At 38.7% G+C, this 21,292-nt stretch carries 26 protein-coding genes and 1 riboswitch; of the genes, 18 read left to right on the top strand and 8 right to left on the bottom strand.

From position 1 onward, the window contains the following. Positions 1–99 precede the first annotated feature (99 nt). On the top strand, positions 100–1,314 hold the full coding sequence (locus M3196_RS06365) for a NupC/NupG family nucleoside CNT transporter (RefSeq protein WP_251321380.1): 1,215 nt from the start codon (positions 100–102) through the stop codon (positions 1,312–1,314). Positions 1,315–1,453: 139 nt separating this feature from the next. Here M3196_RS06365 and M3196_RS06360 read toward each other — a convergent pair whose 3' ends face one another. Then, complete coding sequence (locus tag M3196_RS06360; protein ID WP_251321379.1) at positions 1,454–2,032, bottom strand: ECF transporter S component; 579 nt, start codon at positions 2,030–2,032, stop codon at positions 1,454–1,456. A 194-nt stretch (positions 2,033–2,226) separates the two neighbouring features. Beyond that, positions 2,227–2,376: riboswitch (FMN riboswitch) on the bottom strand. 98 nt (positions 2,377–2,474) lie between these two features. Between M3196_RS06360 and M3196_RS06355 the strand changes: the two genes are divergently transcribed. Both M3196_RS06355 and dapF read left to right on the top strand, forming a co-directional pair. Beyond that, positions 2,475–2,717 carry a hypothetical protein gene (locus M3196_RS06355; protein ID WP_251321378.1) on the top strand — a complete coding sequence of 81 codons (243 nt, stop codon included), beginning with the start codon at positions 2,475–2,477 and terminating at the stop codon, positions 2,715–2,717. A 17-nt stretch (positions 2,718–2,734) separates the two neighbouring features. After that, a complete protein-coding gene (dapF, locus tag M3196_RS06350) occupies positions 2,735–3,598 on the top strand; it encodes a diaminopimelate epimerase (protein WP_251321376.1) in 864 nt (287 codons plus the stop codon). Between the two features lie 219 nt (positions 3,599–3,817). Here dapF and mqnE read toward each other — a convergent pair whose 3' ends face one another. After that, a complete protein-coding gene (gene mqnE / locus M3196_RS06345) occupies positions 3,818–4,915 on the bottom strand; it encodes an aminofutalosine synthase MqnE (protein WP_251321375.1) in 1,098 nt (365 codons plus the stop codon). Between the two features lie 339 nt (positions 4,916–5,254). On the opposite strand from mqnE, the gene M3196_RS06340 reads away from it, so the two are divergent. Continuing rightward, positions 5,255–5,437, top strand: coding sequence for an aspartyl-phosphate phosphatase Spo0E family protein (locus M3196_RS06340; protein WP_251321374.1), 183 nt, complete (start codon positions 5,255–5,257; stop codon positions 5,435–5,437). A gap of 72 nt (positions 5,438–5,509) precedes the next feature. Next, entirely contained in the window at positions 5,510–5,866 is a 357-nt protein-coding gene (locus M3196_RS06335; protein WP_251321373.1) for a HesB/IscA family protein, read from the top strand. 48 nt (positions 5,867–5,914) lie between these two features. Here the strand turns inward: M3196_RS06335 and M3196_RS06330 are convergent, their stop codons facing one another. The 3 genes from M3196_RS06330 to M3196_RS06320 all read right to left on the bottom strand — a co-directional run bounded on the left by M3196_RS06330 (position 5,915) and on the right by M3196_RS06320 (position 7,424). Then, positions 5,915–6,076, bottom strand: coding sequence for a hypothetical protein (locus tag M3196_RS06330; protein ID WP_251321372.1), 162 nt, complete (start codon positions 6,074–6,076; stop codon positions 5,915–5,917). Positions 6,077–6,215: 139 nt separating this feature from the next. Next, entirely contained in the window at positions 6,216–6,389 is a 174-nt protein-coding gene (locus M3196_RS06325; RefSeq protein ID WP_251321371.1) for a hypothetical protein, read from the bottom strand. A 54-nt stretch (positions 6,390–6,443) separates the two neighbouring features. Continuing rightward, the gene (locus tag M3196_RS06320) at positions 6,444–7,424 is read right to left on the bottom strand and encodes an NAD(P)/FAD-dependent oxidoreductase (protein WP_251321370.1); all 981 of its coding nucleotides are present in this window, start codon (positions 7,422–7,424) and stop codon (positions 6,444–6,446) included. Positions 7,425–7,800: 376 nt separating this feature from the next. On the opposite strand from M3196_RS06320, the gene M3196_RS06315 reads away from it, so the two are divergent. The 5 genes from M3196_RS06315 to M3196_RS06295 all read left to right on the top strand — a co-directional run bounded on the left by M3196_RS06315 (position 7,801) and on the right by M3196_RS06295 (position 11,384). After that, complete coding sequence (locus M3196_RS06315; protein WP_251321369.1) at positions 7,801–9,000, top strand: NAD(P)/FAD-dependent oxidoreductase; 1,200 nt, start codon at positions 7,801–7,803, stop codon at positions 8,998–9,000. Positions 9,001–9,086: 86 nt separating this feature from the next. Further along, positions 9,087–9,569, top strand: coding sequence for an NUDIX domain-containing protein (locus M3196_RS06310; protein WP_251321368.1), 483 nt, complete (start codon positions 9,087–9,089; stop codon positions 9,567–9,569). 149 nt (positions 9,570–9,718) lie between these two features. Next, a complete protein-coding gene (locus M3196_RS06305) occupies positions 9,719–9,850 on the top strand; it encodes a YuiA family protein (protein WP_251321367.1) in 132 nt (43 codons plus the stop codon). A gap of 80 nt (positions 9,851–9,930) precedes the next feature. Beyond that, positions 9,931–10,254: a YuiB family protein gene (locus tag M3196_RS06300; RefSeq protein WP_251321366.1), complete on the top strand. Its 324-nt coding sequence runs from the start codon at positions 9,931–9,933 to the stop codon at positions 10,252–10,254. Positions 10,255–10,700: 446 nt separating this feature from the next. Further along, complete coding sequence (locus M3196_RS06295; protein WP_276531248.1) at positions 10,701–11,384, top strand: 3D domain-containing protein; 684 nt, start codon at positions 10,701–10,703, stop codon at positions 11,382–11,384. Positions 11,385–11,419: 35 nt separating this feature from the next. Here M3196_RS06295 and M3196_RS06290 read toward each other — a convergent pair whose 3' ends face one another. Both M3196_RS06290 and M3196_RS06285 read right to left on the bottom strand, forming a co-directional pair. Further along, positions 11,420–12,250: a cobalamin-binding protein gene (locus tag M3196_RS06290; RefSeq protein WP_251321364.1), complete on the bottom strand. Its 831-nt coding sequence runs from the start codon at positions 12,248–12,250 to the stop codon at positions 11,420–11,422. A gap of 12 nt (positions 12,251–12,262) precedes the next feature. After that, the gene (locus tag M3196_RS06285; protein WP_251321363.1) at positions 12,263–12,748 is read right to left on the bottom strand and encodes a divergent PAP2 family protein; all 486 of its coding nucleotides are present in this window, start codon (positions 12,746–12,748) and stop codon (positions 12,263–12,265) included. 114 nt (positions 12,749–12,862) lie between these two features. Between M3196_RS06285 and M3196_RS06280 the strand changes: the two genes are divergently transcribed. From M3196_RS06280 to M3196_RS06265, 4 genes are all read left to right on the top strand, one after another. Continuing rightward, complete coding sequence (locus M3196_RS06280) at positions 12,863–13,237, top strand: DUF309 domain-containing protein (protein WP_251321362.1); 375 nt, start codon at positions 12,863–12,865, stop codon at positions 13,235–13,237. Positions 13,238–13,310: 73 nt separating this feature from the next. Beyond that, positions 13,311–14,798 carry a leucyl aminopeptidase gene (locus M3196_RS06275; protein WP_251321361.1) on the top strand — a complete coding sequence of 496 codons (1,488 nt, stop codon included), beginning with the start codon at positions 13,311–13,313 and terminating at the stop codon, positions 14,796–14,798. Positions 14,799–14,945: 147 nt separating this feature from the next. Beyond that, on the top strand, positions 14,946–16,265 hold the full coding sequence (locus M3196_RS06270) for a Na+/H+ antiporter family protein (protein ID WP_251321360.1): 1,320 nt from the start codon (positions 14,946–14,948) through the stop codon (positions 16,263–16,265). An 80-nt stretch (positions 16,266–16,345) separates the two neighbouring features. Continuing rightward, a complete protein-coding gene (locus tag M3196_RS06265; RefSeq protein ID WP_251321359.1) occupies positions 16,346–16,495 on the top strand; it encodes a hypothetical protein in 150 nt (49 codons plus the stop codon). Positions 16,496–16,534: 39 nt separating this feature from the next. On the opposite strand, the gene M3196_RS06260 is transcribed toward M3196_RS06265, so the two are convergent. Beyond that, positions 16,535–17,698: a CapA family protein gene (locus tag M3196_RS06260; protein WP_251321358.1), complete on the bottom strand. Its 1,164-nt coding sequence runs from the start codon at positions 17,696–17,698 to the stop codon at positions 16,535–16,537. A 111-nt stretch (positions 17,699–17,809) separates the two neighbouring features. Between M3196_RS06260 and kynU the strand changes: the two genes are divergently transcribed. The 4 genes from kynU to M3196_RS06240 all read left to right on the top strand — a co-directional run bounded on the left by kynU (position 17,810) and on the right by M3196_RS06240 (position 21,268). Next, a complete protein-coding gene (kynU, locus tag M3196_RS06255; RefSeq protein WP_251321357.1) occupies positions 17,810–19,081 on the top strand; it encodes a kynureninase in 1,272 nt (423 codons plus the stop codon). Positions 19,082–19,093: 12 nt separating this feature from the next. After that, on the top strand, positions 19,094–19,717 hold the full coding sequence (gene kynB, locus M3196_RS06250; RefSeq protein WP_338082929.1) for an arylformamidase: 624 nt from the start codon (positions 19,094–19,096) through the stop codon (positions 19,715–19,717). 109 nt (positions 19,718–19,826) lie between these two features. Continuing rightward, positions 19,827–20,132 carry a hypothetical protein gene (locus M3196_RS06245; RefSeq protein WP_251321356.1) on the top strand — a complete coding sequence of 102 codons (306 nt, stop codon included), beginning with the start codon at positions 19,827–19,829 and terminating at the stop codon, positions 20,130–20,132. 8 nt (positions 20,133–20,140) lie between these two features. Next, positions 20,141–21,268, top strand: coding sequence for a conserved virulence factor C family protein (locus M3196_RS06240; protein WP_251321355.1), 1,128 nt, complete (start codon positions 20,141–20,143; stop codon positions 21,266–21,268). The last annotated feature ends 24 nt before the right edge of the window (positions 21,269–21,292 follow it).

Here is a 21,292-nt window from a genome sequence, read left to right as displayed (position 1 = left end):
CGAAATTTGTTACATTATTAAAGGGTCAGTCATTCGATGTCTGACAACTAGCACATTAAAAGAAAGCGTTTTCTTCTAACTAATAAAAGGGGTGTAAATATGGAAATTTTATGGGGAATAGGTGGAATGCTGTTTATTCTTGTAATCGCATTCTTGCTGTCTAAAAATAAGAAAGCGATTAACTGGCGAACAGTACTGGGTGCTCTTGCTATTCAGGTTTCCTTTGCTTTAATCGTTCTAAAGTGGGAAGCGGGTAAAAAAGCATTACAGGGAGTATCCCAAAAAGTTTCAAACGTAGTTGCTTATGCAAATGAAGGGGTAGATTTCTTATTTGGAAGTATGATTCCTGAAGAAGGAAAAGGCTTCATCTTTGCGTTTCAAGTATTAACAGTAATTATTTTCTTCTCATCATTGATCTCAGTTTTATATTATCTTGGAATTATGCAGTGGGTTGTTCGAATTCTAGGTGGAGCTTTATCGAAATTATTAGGAACAAGTAAAGCAGAATCCATGAGTGCTACAGCAAATATTTTCTTAGGACAAACTGAAGCACCTCTTGTAATCCGTCCATATATGAATCGTTTAACACAATCTGAGCTTTTTGCTGTAATGGTTGGGGGACTCGCATCTGTAGCTGGTTCTGTACTGATTGGTTACTACTTGCTAGGTGTACCTCTAGAGTACTTAATCGCAGCGAGCTTTATGTGTGCTCCTGCAGGACTTGCAGTTGCGAAAATTGTTGTTCCTGAAACAGATGAGCCTGAAACAATGGGTGAAATTAAACTTGAGCGTGACAAAGATACAGTAAACGTGATCGATGCAGCGGCAAAAGGGGCTGGTGACGGTCTTCAAATCGCACTAAACGTTGGAGCTATGCTATTAGCGTTCATCGCATTAATTGCTCTAGTAAACGGGATCCTTGGCGGTATCGGCGGATGGTTCGGCTATGATATTACACTTCAGCAAATCCTAGGTTATTTATTTGCACCAATCGCATTTATAATCGGTGTTCCTTGGGAAGAGGCAGTAAAAGCCGGTACTTTTATCGGACAAAAAATTGTATTGAATGAGTTCGTTGCTTATTCTTCATTTGCACCTCAAATTCCTGATCTTATGCCTAAAACGGTTGCGGTTGTCAGCTTTGCACTTTGTGGTTTTGCAAACCTTTCATCTATCGCGATCCTTCTAGGTGGTCTTGGAGCGATGGCGCCAAACCGTCGTTCAGACATCGCAAGACTTGGAATGCGTGCAGTAATCGCTGCAACACTTGCTAACTTACTAAGCGGTGCAATCGCTGGTATGTTTATTCTATAAAATAGGTATAAAAAGATGCTCAAGCGCTTGCTTGGGCATTTTTTGTGGTTCAAATAAAGCAAAACACCGTTTGGATCCCGACAGCCTGCAAATCAGAAAACCGCTGCGTACCTAAATACGCAGCGGTTTTTTCATCTATTTAAGCCTGCTGGCTGATCTGTCTCATCACCCAAGGCTTCATTCTGTTATATATTGCTAAGAATAATAGGGTAATAATCGTACCCTTTATGAGGTTAAAAGGAGTAATCCCTTTTAGGATTAAATCCATCATCACCTGGCTGGACATTGGCTCAGCTCCAAGGAACCAAGTGTATGCCGGCAGAATGATAACATAATTAAGGAATCCCATCATTAATGTCATTAGTGCAGTACCAAGAATTAAACCGAGAGAAAGACGTTTAAATGTGTGCTTTGTTCGGAATAGATAAGATACTGGCAGTATAAAAATTATTCCTGCTATAAAATTGGCTAATTGTCCAACTGGAACACCTGTGAAACTTCCAACAATCCCATAGTGAAGTACGTTTTTTATGGCTTCAACCATAATACCTGCTGCAGGTCCAAAAATAATAGCCGCTAGCAGGGCAGGAACCTCACTGAAATCAATTTTTAGAAATGGTGGAAGTCCTGGGAACGGAAAGTCGAGCATCATGAGCACATACGCGATCGTGCTGAGCATCGATACCACTACCATTTGTTTGATTTTTCCCTTTTGCATTGAAATCTCTCCTCTTTTGTCTTGCGCCATCTAATGATTTCAAATGCAGCACAGCCTGTTTGTCACAAAAAAACCTTAGCCAAAAAACGCTGGGCTAAGGAGATTGAATGAAGAACAGCATGAGAAAGAAGCATTTTATTAAAAAAAATGCGTACTTAAACAAAGGGTTCAATTAAATGATTGAACCGCTGTACCAACATCTTCTCCCATCCAGACTATACTGTCGGCTCTGGAGTTACACCAGATCAGCTGATAAAATGAAAATTTTATCGGCTCACGGGCTGATGAAGAGGGAATCTTCAATTACCGCCGGTCGGGAATTTCACCCTGCCCCGAAGATGGATCGCTATTGTATTTTATTACATCACCCATTATACTTTAAAAAATGTTAGTTGTGAATGAAAATGCAATTAACATACCTTTCAAATAGAGGATGAAACACATGAAATTAACCTTTGAATATACATGGCCGTTTGAAAGAATGATGAATGACATTTATATCGCTGAATGTCCTTTTTGCAACAGTGACAACGTGCTTACAAGTTTTAAAGAAGAGCAGATGGAGCTGGCAAAGGAAGGGGTAAAGCAAAGATTAATCATGCCATGCTGTCATGGGAAACTTACAATTCTTCATGCGGATGATGATTACTTTTATACAGATGAAAAATTACGAGGCAAACGATAAGGAGTTTTAACCAAAACATGAAGACATTGAAATTCACAAAGATGCATGGACTTGGAAACAACTATATCTACGTTAACATGTTTGAGGAAAATATCGCCGAAGCTGATATGCCCAAGCTTGCCGTTAATGTTTCTAACCCGTATACAGGGATTGGGTCTGACGGAATGATCTTAATCTGCCCAAGTGATAAAGCACCGGTAAAAATGAGAATTTTTAACAATGATGGCTCAGAAGCAAAAAACTGCGGGAATGGACTGCGATGTGTAGCAAAATATGCTTTTGAGAATGGTATCGTAAATGAAAAAGAATTCGATATTGAGACACTTGGCGGTCTTGTAACTGCAAAGCTGACAACAGATCAAGAAAATAAAGTCAGATTGGTAACAGTAAATATGGGGAACCCCATGCTTACTCCAGATCAAGTTCCTGTAAAAGGGTTCTCTAATAAAGAAACCATTGTAAATGAGCCTGTTACTTTTAAAGACACTGAACTCAATATGACAGCTGTCTCGATGGGAAATCCGCATGCGGTATTTTTTGTTGAAAACATTGAGGAAGCACCATTGTATACGCTTGGACCCATCATTGAAAAAGATCCTATGTTTCCTGATTGGGTTAATGCAGAATTTGTTGAGATGGTTTCTGAAAGCGAAATGCATTTCCGTGTATGGGAAAGAGGTTCAGGAATTACTCAAGCATGTGGCACAGGGGCTTGTGCAGCTGCCGTTGCAGCAATTCTAAATGGTAAATCTGAAAGAAACACGGATATAACTGTTCATTTAGCAGGCGGGGATCTTATTATTAACTGGCAGAACAATGGAAATGTATTAATGACAGGTCCGGCAGAATTAATTTGTACAGGTGAATACTTTTTAAAATAGGATAATGACAGTCTGAGCGAAAATAAACCTTGTTTGAGCGCAGGATGGATATTTTGAGCGATAATCGGCATCATTTGAGCGAAGATCGTATATTCTGAGCGAAAACCGGCCAAGATTGAGCAAACGTGTAATAAATAAAAGAACACGTACCGTAAATGACAGCTAATGCTAAATAATAAGCCCGACTACATATAAATGTAGTCGGGCTTTCTTCATTAATTAGTATTTTTGAATGATGTTATAGAAGGTATCACGTTCAACAGGCACTTTGTTAGCTGTTTTAATTAAGTGAACGAGTTCTTTACGAGTTATCCCAGCAGATGTTAAAGCACCTACAGCATGGGAGATTCGTTCCTCAATTAGAGTTCCATGAATATCATCTGATCCGAAAGTAAGAGCCATTTGAGTCAGCTGTACGCCGATATTGATCCAATAAGCTTTAATATGATCAAAGTTATCCAGCATTAGACGGCTGATTGCTATGGTTCTCATATCGTCAAATGCAGAAGTTCTTCTCATTAAGCCCATCGACTGTGAACGTGGCTGCATAGCAAGAGGGATGAACACCATAAAGCCATTCGTTACGTCTTGAAGCTGGCGCAGGCGATCCATATGAATGAGTCGTTCTTCTTTTGTCTCAATAGAACCGTAAAGCATTGTAGCATGTGTTTTCAATCCTAAACCATGTGCGATCTCATGGGCTTCAAGCCATTGATCAGTTGATGCTTTGTCAGGACTCATCTTTAAACGATATCTTTCAGTCAGGATTTCAGCGCCTCCGCCTGGCATTGTATCAAGACCTGCTTTGATCAGCTCCTGCAATGCTTCTTTCATTGAGATCCCAGCAATTCTTGAGAAGAACTCAATCTCAGCTCCTGTATAAGCTTTCACTGTTACTTGCGGATATTGTTTTTTTAAAGTACGGATGGTATCTAAATAATAATCAAATGGTACCTCGTTGTTGTGTCCGCCTACGATATGAAACTCCCGGATATTATCGTTCCAGCGCTTTTGAACATACTCTAAGAGCTGTTCATCATTCATCGTATAAGCGCCTTCTTCCCCAGGCTTACGTTTAAATCCGCAGAAACTGCAAGTTGCTTCGCAAACATTTGTTGGATTAATATATAGGTTTTCAATGAAATAAACATGATCCCCGTTTTTTTGACGGTTCACTTCATTTGCGAGAGTCGCAACAGATAATAAATCGTCTGTTTCATATAAATATAATCCGTCTTCGATCGTAAGACGCTCACCATGTTTCACTTTCTCTGCAATTGCTTCCATTCGAGTATCGAATGTTAATATATTTGCCATTTTTTTATCCCCCTAATGTTCTAGCGAAATGTTCGGATGATGTTCACATTTTTGTGAATTTGAATGAGAGACTATGCTCTGCTTTAACCAATATTAAACGAATACTATGTAAAATAAGAAATTAAAAGATAATCCAGACAACAAGTCTTTTAAAGCATTGAGATACTTTTATCATTATAAGCCTAATCCTACATTAGGACAAGGAAGTCACTTTTATAAAAAACTTTCCAATATTTAAAAATGCCCTTATTTTTTATAGGGTTTTATTGTCTATTAATTGAAATAACTGTAAAATAGAAATACATTACTTGTCTTAAAATTAAGAGTGGAGTGACGAAAATGAAGGCCACAACAGCATCTAGACTTGAAAAAATTGAACAATTAGAGAGTTTGCGAAATAAAATGATACAAACCGCAAACACATTTGGAATTCACCATCCTATGGTATTAAAATATAGTAGAAAAATTGATGAGACACATAATAAAATTATGAAATTGCAGCAAAATGAAAAACAAAGGTAAAGCTGAAATGTTGAGCATAAACATCAGAGGAGATATACTAAAGCTATAATCCTTATTAAAGGAGTGATTACAATGATCGTTGAAATTACAGAGAGTGCAGCAAGCAAAATTAAGGAAATGCTGGCTGATGAAGAAGATAAAAATCAATTTCTTCGCGTAGCTGTTAAAGGTGGAGGATGTACAGGTCTTTCGTATGGAATGGGCTTTGACAGTGATTTTAATGAAAAAGATACAGAAGAAATGATTGATGGTATCCGTGTAGTAGTTGATGAAGAAAGTGCAAAAGTATTAAAAGGCACGGTTATTGATTTTAAACAAAACATGATGGGTGGAGGATTTACAATAACAAATCCAAATGCCATCGCTTCCTGCGGCTGCGGATCGTCATTCCGTACAGCAACAAACGCCGGATCGCCGGAAGAATGCTAAGAAACTAATATACCTCCTGAGGCAACGCTCAGGAGGTTTCATTTATGTCTAAATTATGTTAAAAATCAAAAGAACACCCATTATATCTGAAAAAACAGATGCTCCTATAAGTAAAATTTTATTTTGTTTGCTCGTCTGTTTTAAGCCAAGAGGCATTAAGATCGTTCCCATAATAAAGAACAGAATACCCAACATCAAATTCATTTCCATGTTTGTCTTCTCCTCATCTAAAAAAGGGTATAAGAAAACCCGGCGCGCCAACACCGGGTTAAAATACTTTGGTTTCAGCGGCACTTGTCCGCCTCACAAATAATGATAACAAAGATTACACCCATTATCCAGAAGGAATTTATTCCATAGTATACTTTTCCAATTCAATAAGAAGCTCCTTTAAACGGGATAATTGTGACTTCGTATCTTCTAAGAAAGTTTCATCTGTAATATGAAGCTGGCTGATTATTCTTTGCATCTCCTGTAAACAATCAGCAGCATGCATTTCTTCTTCAGTAAATTGCCTGTTCAAAGTGAACACCTCCTGCTCATAACGAACGAAAGTCCGGCACCTTTTTCATCGATATTAAAATAGGCTCGTGCTATGCATGGGCTGAGTCTTTGCATTTGGATCAATATACGTTTTAGCGTTATTAACAGCTGTAGGAGCTTCTCCAAATCCTGAAGCAATCAGCTTAACTTTGCCCTCATACGTACATACATCACCTGCTGCATAGATTCCTTTAATATTCGTTTCCATCTTGGAGTTAACCACGATAGAGTTCTTTTGAATATCAAGACCCCAAGTCTTAATTGGACCAAGTGAAGAAATAAAGCCGTAGTTAACGATTACAGCGTCCACTTCAATGGTTTCTTTAAGGTCTCCGTTTTCTAATACAACTGCCGAGATATTTTCCCCGTCACCAATCAATTCCGTGATTTGATAGGGAGTTTTTACAACGACCTTCGAGTTCATTAATTGTTCGACACTATGCTCATGAGCACGGAACTTATCACGTCTATGAGTCAGTGTAACTTCTGGCGAGATTGGCTCCAGCATTAAAGACCAGTCAAGCGCTGAGTCTCCGCCCCCGCAAACTAAAACTTTTTTGTCTGCAAAAGCTTGAAGGTCATTTACGAAATAGTGCAGGTTTTTCCCTTCATATTGTGAAGCGGAAGCTAACTCCAATCGGCGGGGCTGGAATGCACCAACACCTGCTGTAATCAATACAGCTTTACTATAATGAACGGTCTTATCGGTTGTTAATTCAAAAATCTCTTCATCATTTTTTTCCACGTTCTTTACCGACTCTTCTAAAACAACGGAAGGATTAAACTGCATCGCTTGTTCTTTTAAGTTGTTTACAAGGTCCTGTGCAAGAACTTTAGGAAAACCGGCAACATCATATATGTATTTTTCAGGATATAAAGCAGAAAGCTGACCACCAAGATGTGGCATGCTTTCGATAATTTTTACTTTCATTTGTCGCATGCCGCCGTAGAATGCAGCAAATAAACCTGAAGGACCTCCACCAATAATCGTAATATCGTAAATTTCTTTTGCCATCACTTTCACCTCTTCTGTTTTCTATGACTGATGAACACGCAATATGTTCTGACCAGAACTTCTTTGCTAACTCTCATAAACATTCTTTATGAAGGCAAAAAGTCCTCTTTTTTCGTTTGTATAATTTGGCATAGAGTGACAAATAAATATCAGCAATCCTTATAAGAATTGAATTTATATCATAACGAAAAAAGGGTTGAAAAAACAAGGGAAAAGGAATAAGATGAGTTTGTATGAATAAAAAATGTCGATATTTCGAACATTTTTGCACTTATTTATGTCTTATTACGTGAAATATATCACAATCTATTCCTTTTCTTATATTAATTGAATGAAAAGGTCAAACTAAAAAAAATTAGAACTGGAAGTGAATTCGATGAGTAAGCCAAAAATACTTATTCTAGGCGGCGGTTATGGCGGTATCATGTCAGCTGTTCGTTTACAAAAAGAATTAGGATCTGATGAAGCAGAAGTAACATTAGTAAACAAACATAACTATCATTACCAAACAACATGGCTTCACGAAAATGCAGCTGGTACATTACACCACGATAAAACACGCATCATGATCGACAGCATCATTGATATGAACAAAATCAACTTTGTTCAAGATACAGTTGTTGAACTTAAAAAAGACGAAAAACGTGTTATTCTTGAAAACCAAGAATTGACGTACGACTATTTAGTTATTGCATTAGGATCTGATCCAGAGACTTTTGGTATTCAAGGTCTTAAAGAAAATGCATTCAGTATCCGCAGCATTAACTCTGTTCGTAAAATCCGTGAACATATCGACTATTCTTTCGCACGTTATAACAACGAAGGACAAAAAGATGAGCTTATTACAATCGTAGTGGGTGGAGCTGGTTTCACTGGTATTGAGTTCGTTGGTGAACTAGCTGACCGTGTTCCTGAGCTTTGCCGCGAGTACGATATTCCTCGTGAAAAAGTTCGTATCGTTAATATTGAAGCCGCTCCAACAGTACTTCCTGGATTCGATGAAGAGCTTGTTGAGTATGCAATCAATAATTTAGAACGCCGCGGAATTGAGTTCCTTGTAAACACGCCAATTAAAGAATGTAATACTGATGGTGTAGTGCTTGCTAATGGTGAAGAAATCAAAGCAAACACGATTGTTTGGACAGGTGGAGTCCGCGGTAACCATTTAGTAGAAGAAGCAGGATTCGAAACGATGCGCGGACGCGTTAAAGTTGATAAGGATCTTCGTATGCCAGGTTACGATTATATCTTCGTTGCAGGGGATTGTGCGCTTATTATTGATGAAGAAGCAAACCGTCCATACCCTCCAACTGCACAAATCGCAATTCAGCAAGCTTACACAATCGGCCGCAACATCAAAGCGTTGATGAATGGCGGAAAGCTTGAAGAGTTCAAACCTGACATTAAAGGTACTGTTGCATCACTTGGTAAAGGTGAAGCAATCGGTAAAGTAGGAAACAAGAAATTGTTCGGTGCTACTGCATCAGCAATGAAAAAAGTAATCGACAACCGCTACCTGTTCTTACTTGGCGGCGTACCAATGGTTATTAAAAAAGGTAAATTAAAACTTTTCTAAATCTTATCGTGTAAACTAAGAACAGGAGCTAAAGCTTCTGTTCTTTTTTTACTTTTGAAAAAATGCTGAAAGGGCGGATTAGGCTGATGACTAAAAAAGACAGAGGAAAGATTTGGCTTGCAGCTGCTGGTCTTTTAATAGATGATGATGGAAAATGGCTCGTCGTTAAGAAGAGATACGGAGGGTTAAAAGGGAAATGGTCCATCCCTGCAGGTTTCGTAGATGCGGGAGAAACTGTAGATGAAGCCGCCGTTAGAGAAGTTTTTGAAGAGACAGGTATATTGGGAGAAGTTGTTACGATATTAGGAATACGCTCAGGGGTTATTAAAGAGACGATCAGTGATAATATGATAGTTTTTTTGCTGAAGAAGAGGAAAGGTGCATTAATGTCTGCATCAAGTGAAATTGAATGTGCAGCATTTTTGACTCCAGAAGAACTTCAATCAGATCCTGATACTTCATTAATGGTTCATTATTTTATGAATGAAAAAAATAAAATAGTTGAAGATAAGATTAATCCAGGAGATGTATTTGGGTATACTTCATATAAAATATTTGATTGCAGATAAAAATGTACGAAATATTCTGATAATTTAAGAATGTGCTTAATGTTTACGCTTACATCAGGTTATTTAGCCTTAAAATCGGTTTTCCAATACCCTGAATCCTTGTTATTATTATCTGAAAATTTAAACTAAAAACAAGGGAGTGTTACAACATGAGAAAACATGCGATTCAGAAAAAACATGATCAATGTCCATATTGTGAAGGTAAGGGATATTTCCAGCTGTTGCTTGGAGGTTCTGAAACGTGTGTAGAATGCAGCGGAAGCGGAAAGAAAAGAACTTAACCAGGTAACGCTCTCAATGTAATTGACGTAAATCCCCCTGTTTAGTAAACTAACGTCAGATATATGGGGGTGTCATCATCATGGATTTGCTATTGCCGCAAGTTATTATTTCTATGCTTCTTTTCATGGTTCTCTTTTTTGGAATCGGATTTTTGTTCAATATGCTTCTTCGCGCTACATGGTTTATGGTAATTCTTTATCCATTCGTCGTTATTATGATCGTCGATGATATTAGATTTTTTGAGTACTTTACTAAGCCGGAGTCAAGTTTTCAAAAACTCGGAACGGACTTAGTAAACTTGTCTCCTTCCGATATTACAATATTAACATGTGGACTTATCGGTGCTATTTTAGCAGGTGTTGCAATTAAAATGCTTCGTGTCCGCGGGTATCAGATGTTCTAAAAGGACTCCCTATCAGGGGGTCTTTTTTTGGGTATAGGGTTATCAGGGTGGCGAAAATTGTCAATGCGTGTCGACTCGTGGTTATTTTTTAATTAACGTGGGATTATTTCAAATAACGTGGGATTAATACGATTTACTCTGGGAATTCTTGTTTTAATACCTAGAGGGGTATTGCAAAAAGATTAGTATTGGTCGCCGAACCATACACAAATAAAAGGTTGACCACGTAAATGTTGAGTGGTTAGCCTTATTTTTATTTATTCCTCTATTTATTGCGTTACTTTTCAAGGTTTGTTCTCCACTTGCAATCACTTGGTGCAGCTCTAAGTCTATCTCCCCAAGGTTGCTCCTCGTTACCTCAATCCTTCTCTTCCCCTTCTTACTAAAAAAACGTATACATTTTTTCGAGTATGGGAAGGAATAGAGAGGAGAGGAGTGGACAATTTTTGCTTAAACTAAGAAAAATTGCAAAAAGAACAGCGCTTACTATTCTTTTCGTTGGCGCTATTTTCACCACATTCCGTTCTGTTTCTGGGGTTCAGGCAAACGATCTCGCAAGCTGGATAGATCAAAAAACGTCTAGCAATATTCCAATAGTGGATGCTGCATTAAAAACATTATCACAAACTTTAAAATCAATGCCATCTTTTTATGCGCCAAATATGCTGCTGTCATCAGCAGAAGTAAAAGGTCCGCAAACGATTGAGGATACAATAGATTTTACGAAGTATCCAGCCGTTAGTGTAACCGCTACAGGTTATACGGCAGGGAAAGAAAGTACAGGAAAATCAAAAAATCACCCAGCTTACGGGATTACTAAATCCGGTTTAAAAGTCAAGAGGGATCTCTATTCAACGATTGCTGCAGATACAAAAGTCTTTCCGATCGGCACTGTTCTATGGATACCCGGCTACGGCTACGGTGTTGTCGCGGATACTGGTTCAGCAATTAAAGGGAATAGAATTGATCTTTATTTTAATACAGTGGAAGAAGTATATGATAAGTGGGGCAAGAAAACCATTGATGTATATGTGGTACAACGCGGCGATGGTGAAATTTCCGAAACAGAGCTTAAAGCATGGAACGAAGATAAATCGATGCAAGTGTTCAGACAACAGCTTTTATATTAATAAGAGCTACATAAAAAAAAGGAGCTTCAAGATCATCATGTGATAATCTGAAGCTCTTTTATATAGCCTTCCTCCTGCTGAGGAACAAAGGAAGGGTAATGGTCAGGGTGAAGGGATGCTGCGAGTCGTTTAAGCCCAAATATTAATCGCGGGGAAGGACGGCAGAAAAGTGCTTCCTCCAGCTTTAAAATCTCCGTATGATTAGATTCTAATGCTTTCCAGCCTTCTCTTTTCTTAATATGAGAAGAATGCATCTTATCCGTTCTAACCCCAACCCATACCATTCCGATCATATCCGGTTTGCGCTTTACAACATCTTCCCATGTTGTTTGTACACTGGCGAGGTTTACATCTTCAAAAAGGTTTTGACCACCTGCCAAATAGGCGATTTCCGTCAGCCAGTTTACCTTTCCAGGGGTAAAGACTGGTTTTGGCCACCATTCAAAATAGACGCTTTTGCGTCTTTCAATCGAATGACTAATTTTCTTGTATTCTTTTATTTCTTCCCTCATCCAATTCACGATGTATTCGGCTTCTTTATGTTTATCGATCCTTTGTCCTAAATCGAGAAGATCATTTTGTATGTCATTCAAGGATTGAGGATTATAAATAACGTGAGGAATGTTACGCTTTCTAAGTTCCTCTACATTTTTCTCCATACCAGGCACACTTAAACTTGCTAATACCAGTTCCGGCTCTAAGGATTCTAATTTGTTCATATCTATTGATAAATCCGGTCCTAGACGCGTTAAATCCTGTACCTCCGATGGCCAGTCTGAAAAATCATCAATACCGATCAAATCTGAAGCGGCCCCTAAAAAAAAGAGAAGTTCTGTGTTGCTTGGACAAATTGAGATTAATTTCAAGGAATGTACCCCCTATGCTAAAAAAAGCCACGAAAGAATTAATGTTTGTGTGATACCCAGCAGTCCGCCGAATAATACTTCTTTAGGACTGTGCCCTAGAAGCTCTTTTAATTCTTTTCTTTGCTCTTCCACATTCTTCTGTTCGAATTCTTTGTTTGTCTTCTTAACGTGGTCTCTGAACTCTTCTACTAAATCATTCAATACAGCAGCCTGTTCTCCTGCATGCCAACGGATACCTTTTGCGTCATACATAACAATAATAGCGAACATAGCTGCGACAGCAAAAAGTGAAGAACCGAGTCCATGAAGTGCTCCGACTGCAGTAGCAAGAGAAGTAACGGATGCAGAATGGGAACTTGGCATCCCGCCAGTGCTGATAAACAAATCCCATCTGATTTTTTTGGTTTGATAATAGTGGATAGGGATTTTCAAAAATTGTGCGGAAAAAACACCTAATAATGCTGCGATTAATGGAAAGTTAAAAAATAAATCAGGCATGATTGGCTCCCTCTCTTTTGTGATGGTTTATAGTATGGCTGTTTTAGATAGTTGTTACCCGATTTGAAAGAAGTTCAATCTCTGGTAACATGAATGACGGAGAGGTGATAAAAAGTGGAGATTTATCCGCAAGAGTATTATGAATTTTTTGTTGTGTATAATGACGGCGACTATTACACCGGGCATGATTTGTTAGAAGCTATCTGGCTCACAGACCGCAGCAACTTGTTCATTAAAGGACTCTTGCAGATGACCGTCGCATTGTATCATTACGAATATGGAAATGTAAAAGGCGCGCGAGAAATGCTGAAAGCAGCAAAGTATTATCTTACTCCTTACAAACCTCAATACTGGAACTTGGATTTATTGCCTGTATTAAGTTTTATTGATCAGTGTCAGAACTTAATACCCGTATATACCGATAAAGTACCATTTGCAGAATCGCATGTCTTGCCTCTACTTCCAAAACTTTATCTTAATTTAGAATAATATAAGGTGAATTCGAAATATTCTAAAAGAAAGAGTATAATAGATATGAAAATGAATGAGGGGGAACTTTAACGTGTTTACAATAAAACAACAATGGAATGCAAACGAACAAGAAGAAGTCCTACTGGTCGGTTTATTTCAAGAACCGAAACTTTCAGGAGTAATGGCCGATATAGATGAACACCTTCAAGGAAATATAACCGACCTAATTAAAGACGGAGATCTTTCTAATAAATTCAAAAGCATAAATAAATTAAATACTTTAAATCAGATCGGAACGAAACGCATCTATTTTGCAGGTTTAGGAAAAAAAGATGAACTTACGTATGAAAAAGTTAGAAATACATTTGGCAGAGCGGTTCAAGAAATTTCAAAAGAAAGAAGGACACATTTTTCAATCCTTCTGGACACATTTTACAGTGATCAACTCTCAATGGAAAAGCTTGCACACGCATTTAGTGAAGCAGTTGGGACTTCTGCGTACCAATTTGAGAATTATAAAAAGAAATCAAATGAACCCCAAAAAAGATTAGAACAAATTGCTGTTTATACCGAAAATGAAGAGGCTGAAGCTGGATTAACAAGCGGTTATGCATATGCGAAGGGGATCAACCTGGCACGCGATCTTGTTAACACGCCTGCCAATTTGCTTACACCGACAGATCTTGCTGCAGAAGCTATCGACGTAGCATTGGAATATGGCATGGAATATGAGATTTTAGAAAAAGAAGATATGGAAAAACTAGGCATGGGAGCAATTCTTGCCGTGAGCCAAGGATCTGATCAGCCTCCAAAAATGATTACGGTAAAATACCAGGGACGAAAAACTTGGGATTCAGTGGTAGCATTAGTAGGTAAAGGATTAACTTTTGATGCAGGAGGCTATTCAATTAAACCTGCACTTAACATGCATGAAATGAAAAGTGATATGGGCGGAAGTGCAGCCGTGCTTGGTGCAATGGAAGCTATCGGCCGATTAAAGCCGGAGATTAATGTTATGTTTGTTATTCCTTCATCTGAAAACCTTGTAAATGGGGCTGCCATGAAGCCGGGTGACGTTATTACGTCATTAAGCGGAAAAACAATAGAAGTAAGAAATACGGATGCAGAAGGACGACTAATTCTTGCGGATGCGATTACGTATGCAAAAGAACAAGGTGCTGAATATATTGTAGATGTGGCCACATTAACAGGCGGAGTACTGGTAGCACTAGGTGATTGTACAACAGGTGCTTTAACGAACGATGAAAGCTTCTATGAGCATATTAAACAATCAGCTTCAGATGAAGCAGAGCTCCTCTGGTTGCTTCCTAGTTTTCAGCCATTCAAAGACATGCTGAAAACGAGTGATGTAGCAGACCTTAACAACGCAACAGGACGGCTTGGTCATGCCATAACAGGCGGACTATTTGTTGGAGAATTTGCAGAAAAAACACCATGGGTTCATTTGGATATTGCCGGAACAGCATACTCATCCAGAGCATCAGAACTGGGACCAAAAGGTGCAACTGGAGTAATGGTCCGTACATTGACAACGTTCATTAGAAATTTTAAAGCATAATGTCACGTGAACTGAATCTCAAAAGAGGTTCAGTTTTTTTATTTTATATTTGACACAGTTCCCATTACATGTTAATTTGTTAAAGGTTTAACAAATTAGTGATTTAGCGAAATAAAGCGATAAAGGTTTTTTTAAGGAGGAAAATGAATGAATGCTGTAGTATTAGCGGTAGCTGTAATGCTGGTACTAAGCCTTTTACGTATACATGTAGTTGTTGCTTTACTTGTGGGTGCACTTACAGGCGGTTTTGTTGCCGGGATGGGCCTTACTGAAACGATAACGGTATTTACTGAAGGATTAGGATCGAATGCGGTTATTGCATTAAGTTATGCTTTATTAGGAAGTTTTGCAGTAGCGCTGTCACGTACTGGACTACCTGCATTGATGGTTAATAAAGCCATTAAGCTTGTTGAAAAAGAAGGAGAAACAAGAAAAAAATCATTATCAAAAGTTCTTATTCTATTTGTTATTTTAATGATTTCATCTCTCTCTCAAAACGTTATCCCCGTTCATATTGCGATTATTCCCATTTTTATACCGCCGCTTCTGCATATATTAAATGAATTACAGCTTGACAGACGGCTTGTAGCAACAGTAATCACGTTTGGATTAATTACACCTTATATGTGGTTCCCTGTGGGCTTTGGAGGGATCTTTCATGAAATCCTTCAGACTAACATGAAGGACAGCGGGTTAACCGTTAAAATGGACCAAATCCCAACAGCAATGACAATACCTTCATTAGGAATGATTGTGGGACTTTTAATTGCTGTCTTTATTACGTACCGTAAACCGCGCAACTATGATAGTAAAATGCTTGGCACTTCCGATCCAGAAGGAACAGTTTACACGCAAAGATCAATCATAACAGCAGTTCTGGCGATTGCAGCAACTCTTTTTGTACAGCTGAAAACTGATTCTATGATCTTTGGTGCTCTGTCGGGTATCGTTTTGCTATATTTTAGCGGACAATTAAAACTCAAATCATCCGATGCTGTATTAACCGAAGGCATGAAGATGATGTCATACATCGGGTTCGTTATGATTTCTGCTGCAGGTTTTGCAGCGGTTATGCGTGAGACTGGAGAAGTAGAGACATTGGTAAAAGGCAGTGCTGCATTTATTGGGAACTCTACAGCACTTGGCGTTTTGCTGATGCTTGTGATTGGATTGCTCGTTACAATGGGAATTGGTTCATCTTTTTCAACTATTCCAATCATTACAACGATTTTTGTTCCGCTTGCAGGTGAATTAGGTCTTAGTGTTATGGCTACTATCGCTTTAATTGGTACAGCAGCAGCATTAGGTGATGCAGGTTCACCAGCATCAGATAGTACGCTTGGACCGACATCAGGTTTGAATGTTGACAATCAGCATAATCATATTTGGGACACATGTGTTCCAACATTCCTACACTACAATTTGCCGTTGATCGCATTTGGTTTCATTGCTGCGATGGTTTTATAAAATGATTAAGACAGGTTCTTTTGAATCTGTCTTTTAATTTTCGTAAAAATACACATCCTAATGTTAAGGAGGGATGTGCAGTGGCGAAAAGAAAACATGCTTTAGACGCAGCGGCTAAAAATAATCAGACACCGACCGAAAGTATGACAAATGTTGAGTTTTCGGATGAAAAGTTTGCAGATGAAATTCCAAAAAGAGATACACAAAGTCCAAGGTCTAAAGGAAAATAACGAGAAGCTGGTTCAGATGTGAACCAGCTTCTCTTCAGTTTATTCAAAAAAATTCAATTCTGGAACCCATTGCTTCATATGAGCTTTGATCTCGTCATATGATTTTTTCAGTTGAGGAAGATCTTTCATGGGGTGAATGACGAATGAACGATCAACATAAGTTGGCAGGAATTTTGGTTCATGTAAATCTATTTTCGTATCTTCCCCTTTTACGCGCTTTGAAACCGTAAGCTGTATAATTCCTCCAATATCTTTATATTCCCGTCTTTGTCCAGACAAGAAATTTCCTAATGAATAGGCAACAAATGTTTTTGATCCGTCACTTGCTGTTTCCCAATTAACGGGTTGCAGGACGTGCGGATGGTGGCCGATTATAATGTCCCCGCCAGCTTCTGTAACGATTTTAACGATTCCTTTTTGAAAATCATTTGGCGTTCTTTCATATTCATTCCCAAAGTGCAAAGATACAATCGAAACATCTGAAAGACTTTTTGCTCTTTGTATATCATTTTTAATTTTTTCGGCTTCGATTAAGTTTACAAGATGATCTTTACCTGTTGGGACAGGTATTCCGTTTGTACCATATGTATAACTCAGAAACGAAACAGTAATATCATTCTTTTTCATGAGCCTGATCGTTTGCTGATCGTCTGGGGAAGCATATGCCCCTGTATACATAACATCGATTTCGTTCCAGTAATTTAATGCGCTAAGAATGATTTTTTCACCACGGTCAAGTGTATGGTTGTTGGCCAAAGTAACCAGATCTACACCGTTTTCTTTTAAAGCATCACCAACTTCCTGAGGTGAATTAAAAGAAGGATAAGAAGACAGGCCGAATTGTATACCGCCAATCATTGTTTCTTGATTAGCTATTGTGATATCAGGCTGAGTCAAATATGTTTTTACCGGTAAAAAATTCGCGGTGAAATTATAAGCTCCAGACGGTTGTTTCGCTTTATTATAAACAGTGTCATGAATTAAGATATCGCCTACTGCAGCGAGCGTAAGACTTGTCGTTTTTTCGACAGGTTTTTCTACCACTGGTTCAGGTTTTGTTTCCTCAGGCACAGGATTATTTTCTTGTTTAGGCGGCTTTTTGTCTTCTACCGTCTGTAAATCTGCGTTATTATACATATATATAAGTGCTATTGTTAAAAAGAAAACGGAAACTATTCCGGCTAACCACCAAATACGTTTCACTGGCAAGACCCCCTTGGCTCTATCATAATGGAATATGAGGGGAAATGTATATGGCTATTTACCTTATGTTGAAAACGGTTACAAGAACTAGTTGCGGGAGGAATTGACAGGATGAAACAAATAACAGCAGAGACAGTAGAACTTTTAGACCAGAACGATGAACTCGCTTCGTTCAAAAATGAGTTTTATGTAAAAAATGATTCAATATACTTAGATGGGAACTCTTTAGGTCTTTTATCAAAAAGAGCAGAACAATCACTGCTGGATGTTTTAAGTGACTGGAAAGAGCAAGGAATCGATGGCTGGATGGGTGGTAAATACCCTTGGTTCACACTAAGTGAACAATTAGCTGAAAAATTAGCTTTACTTGTAGGTGCTGAAGCTAAGGAAGTGATTGTTACCGGATCTACTACCGTAAACCTTCATCAGCTTGCAGCTACATTTTTTAGTCCGAGCCCGGGAAGAACGAAGATTTTAGCCGATGAACTGACATTCCCTTCAGATATCTATGCACTGCAAAGCCAGTTGAAATTAAAAGGCCTTAATCCGGATACAGAGCTCATACAAGTGAAAAGCAAAAATGGTATGACATTGGAAGAGGAAGATATTATTGAAGCAATGACTGAAGATGTTGCGCTTATCTTATTACCATCTGTTCTTTACAGAAGTGGTCAATTGCTGAATATGGAGCAATTGACAAAAGAAGCACATAAACGGAATATTTTAATTGGATTTGATCTATGCCACTCAATTGGTGCGATTCCTCATGAATTGAGCGAATGGGGTGTCGATTTTGCCTTTTGGTGTAACTACAAATACGTAAATGCTGGACCAGGAGGAGTGGGCGGTATTTACGTAAACAAAAAACACTTTACTAAGACACCAGGTCTCTCCGGGTGGTTTGGAAGTAAGAAAGAATCACAGTTTGATATGGACCATACTTTTGATGCTGAACAATCAGCAGGCGGGTTTCAAATCGGAACACCGCACATGCTGAGTACAGCTCCATTAATCGGATCACTATCTATTTTTGAAGAGGCTCAAATAGAAAGAATCCGAGGCAAATCGCTAAAACTTACAACATTATTAATGGATTTATTAGATCAAGAGCTGGAAGGTGTGTTTCAGATTGTGAATCCAATCGAAGATGCAAGACGAGGCGGGCATGTCGCTTTAATGCACAGCGATGCAGCCAGAATCTGTAAAGCACTTAAAGATAATGGCATCGTACCGGATTTCCGTGCTCCGAATGTTATACGTCTAGCTCCTGTAGCTCTATATAATTCATACCGTGATGTTTATGATGCCGTTCAAATACTGGCTAAAATCATGACCACACGTGAATATGAAAAATATGAAAATAAAAGGGAAGTTATTGCGTAAGGAGAGGTTCGTGTGAAGATTATCGATATTTCTATGCCGTTATATAACGGTGTTCCCGGCTGGCCAGGTGATACACCATATACGTTTGAACTTGCGTGGACGAAGGAACAATCGGGGTCGGTTAATGTGGGCAAGCTCGAGTTGAGCACTCATACAGGCACACATATCGATGCTCCTTATCATTTTGATAATGAAGGAAAGAGAGTGATCGATCTTCCTTTAGAATTGTATAACGGGCCTGTAATGGTCATTGATGTAACAGGTGCTGAGGAAGTCACATCCGAAAGCTTACAAGGGAAATTAAAAGGAAATACGATGCGTGTTCTTTTTAAGACAGGCTGCTGGAAGGACCGTACGAGTTTTCCAGAAAATATTGTACCTGTATCTCCTGAAGTAGTGCCTTTTTTACAGAAGAACGGAGTACGACTGATTGGAGTGGATATGCCTTCAGTGGATCCGTTAGACAGCAAAGAATTACAAGCACATCACTCGCTTCATAAGCATAATATTCATATTTTAGAAGGATTGGTCCTCGATGAAGTACAAGAGGGAGAATATGAACTCACCGCGTTGCCGCTTCCATTAAAAGATGCAGATGGCAGTCCTGTACGTGCCATCCTAAAAGAGATATACTAACTGCTTTAAGACAAACACCGCTCTGTGTTTGTCTTTTTTAAAATGCATCTTTTGAGATTTAGATGGATGTTCCTTATAATAGGAAAGAGATGCTTATTGGAGGAAAAACATGTACAAGTATGGATTTATGAATTACTTTGAAGGAAAACTAAACTTTACGAGCTATGACATTACCCAAGTCGGTCCCTGGATCAATGTGTATATATCCTTTCAGATTGATAATGTTGAAATTTTGCCTGAGGGAATAAATGATCCGAGCGCCCTCGCAGTATTTGATAAGGATGGGGAGCTTCAGGAAATTATTGCACATGATGAAGGTGTGGACTGTGAATATAAGTTTACTGATAAAGAAAAAGAGCAAATTACGAGTTATCTGCAATCAATAAATGAAGAATATTTCATGAAAAAGGAGTGAATGTAACATTGAAGATTACAGGAATCGAACCGACTCCTAGTCCCAACTCCATGAAGATAAACCTGGATGAAACACTTCCGGGAACAGAGCGTTACAATTATACGAAAGACAATGTTGAGAACGCGCCTGAGTTTATAAAGGAAATCCTGAAGGTAGAAGGAGTAAAGAGCATCTATCATGTCGCAGATTTTCTGGCTTTAGATCGTAATCCTCGTGCAAAGTGGGAAGATATTTTAGCAGGAGTAAGAAAAGTATTTGGTCAGGAAGAAGAACAAACGTTAACTGATCAAAACGGTGAAAAGGATGATGAAATTACTGAAATCACCGTTCTTATCCAAATGTTCCGTGGACTGCCGATGCAAATCAAGCTGAAAACGGAAAAAGAAGAGAAACGTGTCGGACTTCCAGACCGTTTTGCCAAAGCAGCTCTAAAAGCGCATGATGCTTCTGATAACCTTGTCATGGAACGTAAATGGGAAGATCAAGGTGTCCGATATGGAACATTTGAGCAAGTAGGAAATGAAGTAGCTGAAGAGCTTTCAGCGGTTTATCCGCAAGAACGCCTTGATCACTTGGTAGAACAGGCATATAAGTCAAATGGGGAACAAACTGAAAAGAAAGAGGATGTTTCAACAACTGAAGTTGCTGAAAAGCTTCGTGACAACGACTGGCAGACACGTTATGCAGCACTCGAAAGAATGAACCCGACACTTGATGATGTCATGGTACTGAAACAAGCTCTAAAGGATGAAAAGCCATCCATTAGAAGGTTAGCTGTTGTCTATCTTGGAATGATTGAAGATGAAGCTGTTCTTCCGTTATTATATCTCGCACTGCAGGATAAAAATGTGTCAGTGAGACGCACGGCTGGTGATGCGTTATCTGATCTTGGAAACCCAACTGCTATTCCCGTCATGTGTGATGCCCTCTCAGATAAAAATAAGCTTGTCCGCTGGCGTGCGGCACGTTTCCTATTTGAAGTAGGAGATGAAACAGCGATTCCGGCATTAAAAGCTGCACAAAATGATCCCGAATTTGAAGTTTCATTGCAGGTTAAAATTGCCTTGGAACGTATTCAGAGCGGGGAAGAAGCAGCCGGAACCGTTTGGCAGCAAATGACAAAAAGCCGTAAATAACGGCTTTTTGTGCTTTATTGCGAA

Source organism: Fictibacillus nanhaiensis, from assembly GCF_023715445.1.
GTDB lineage: Bacteria > Bacillota > Bacilli > Bacillales > Fictibacillaceae > Fictibacillus > Fictibacillus nanhaiensis_D.
Note: the sequence above shows the minus strand (reverse complement) of the source record. Positions and strands in the feature narration are given on the sequence as shown.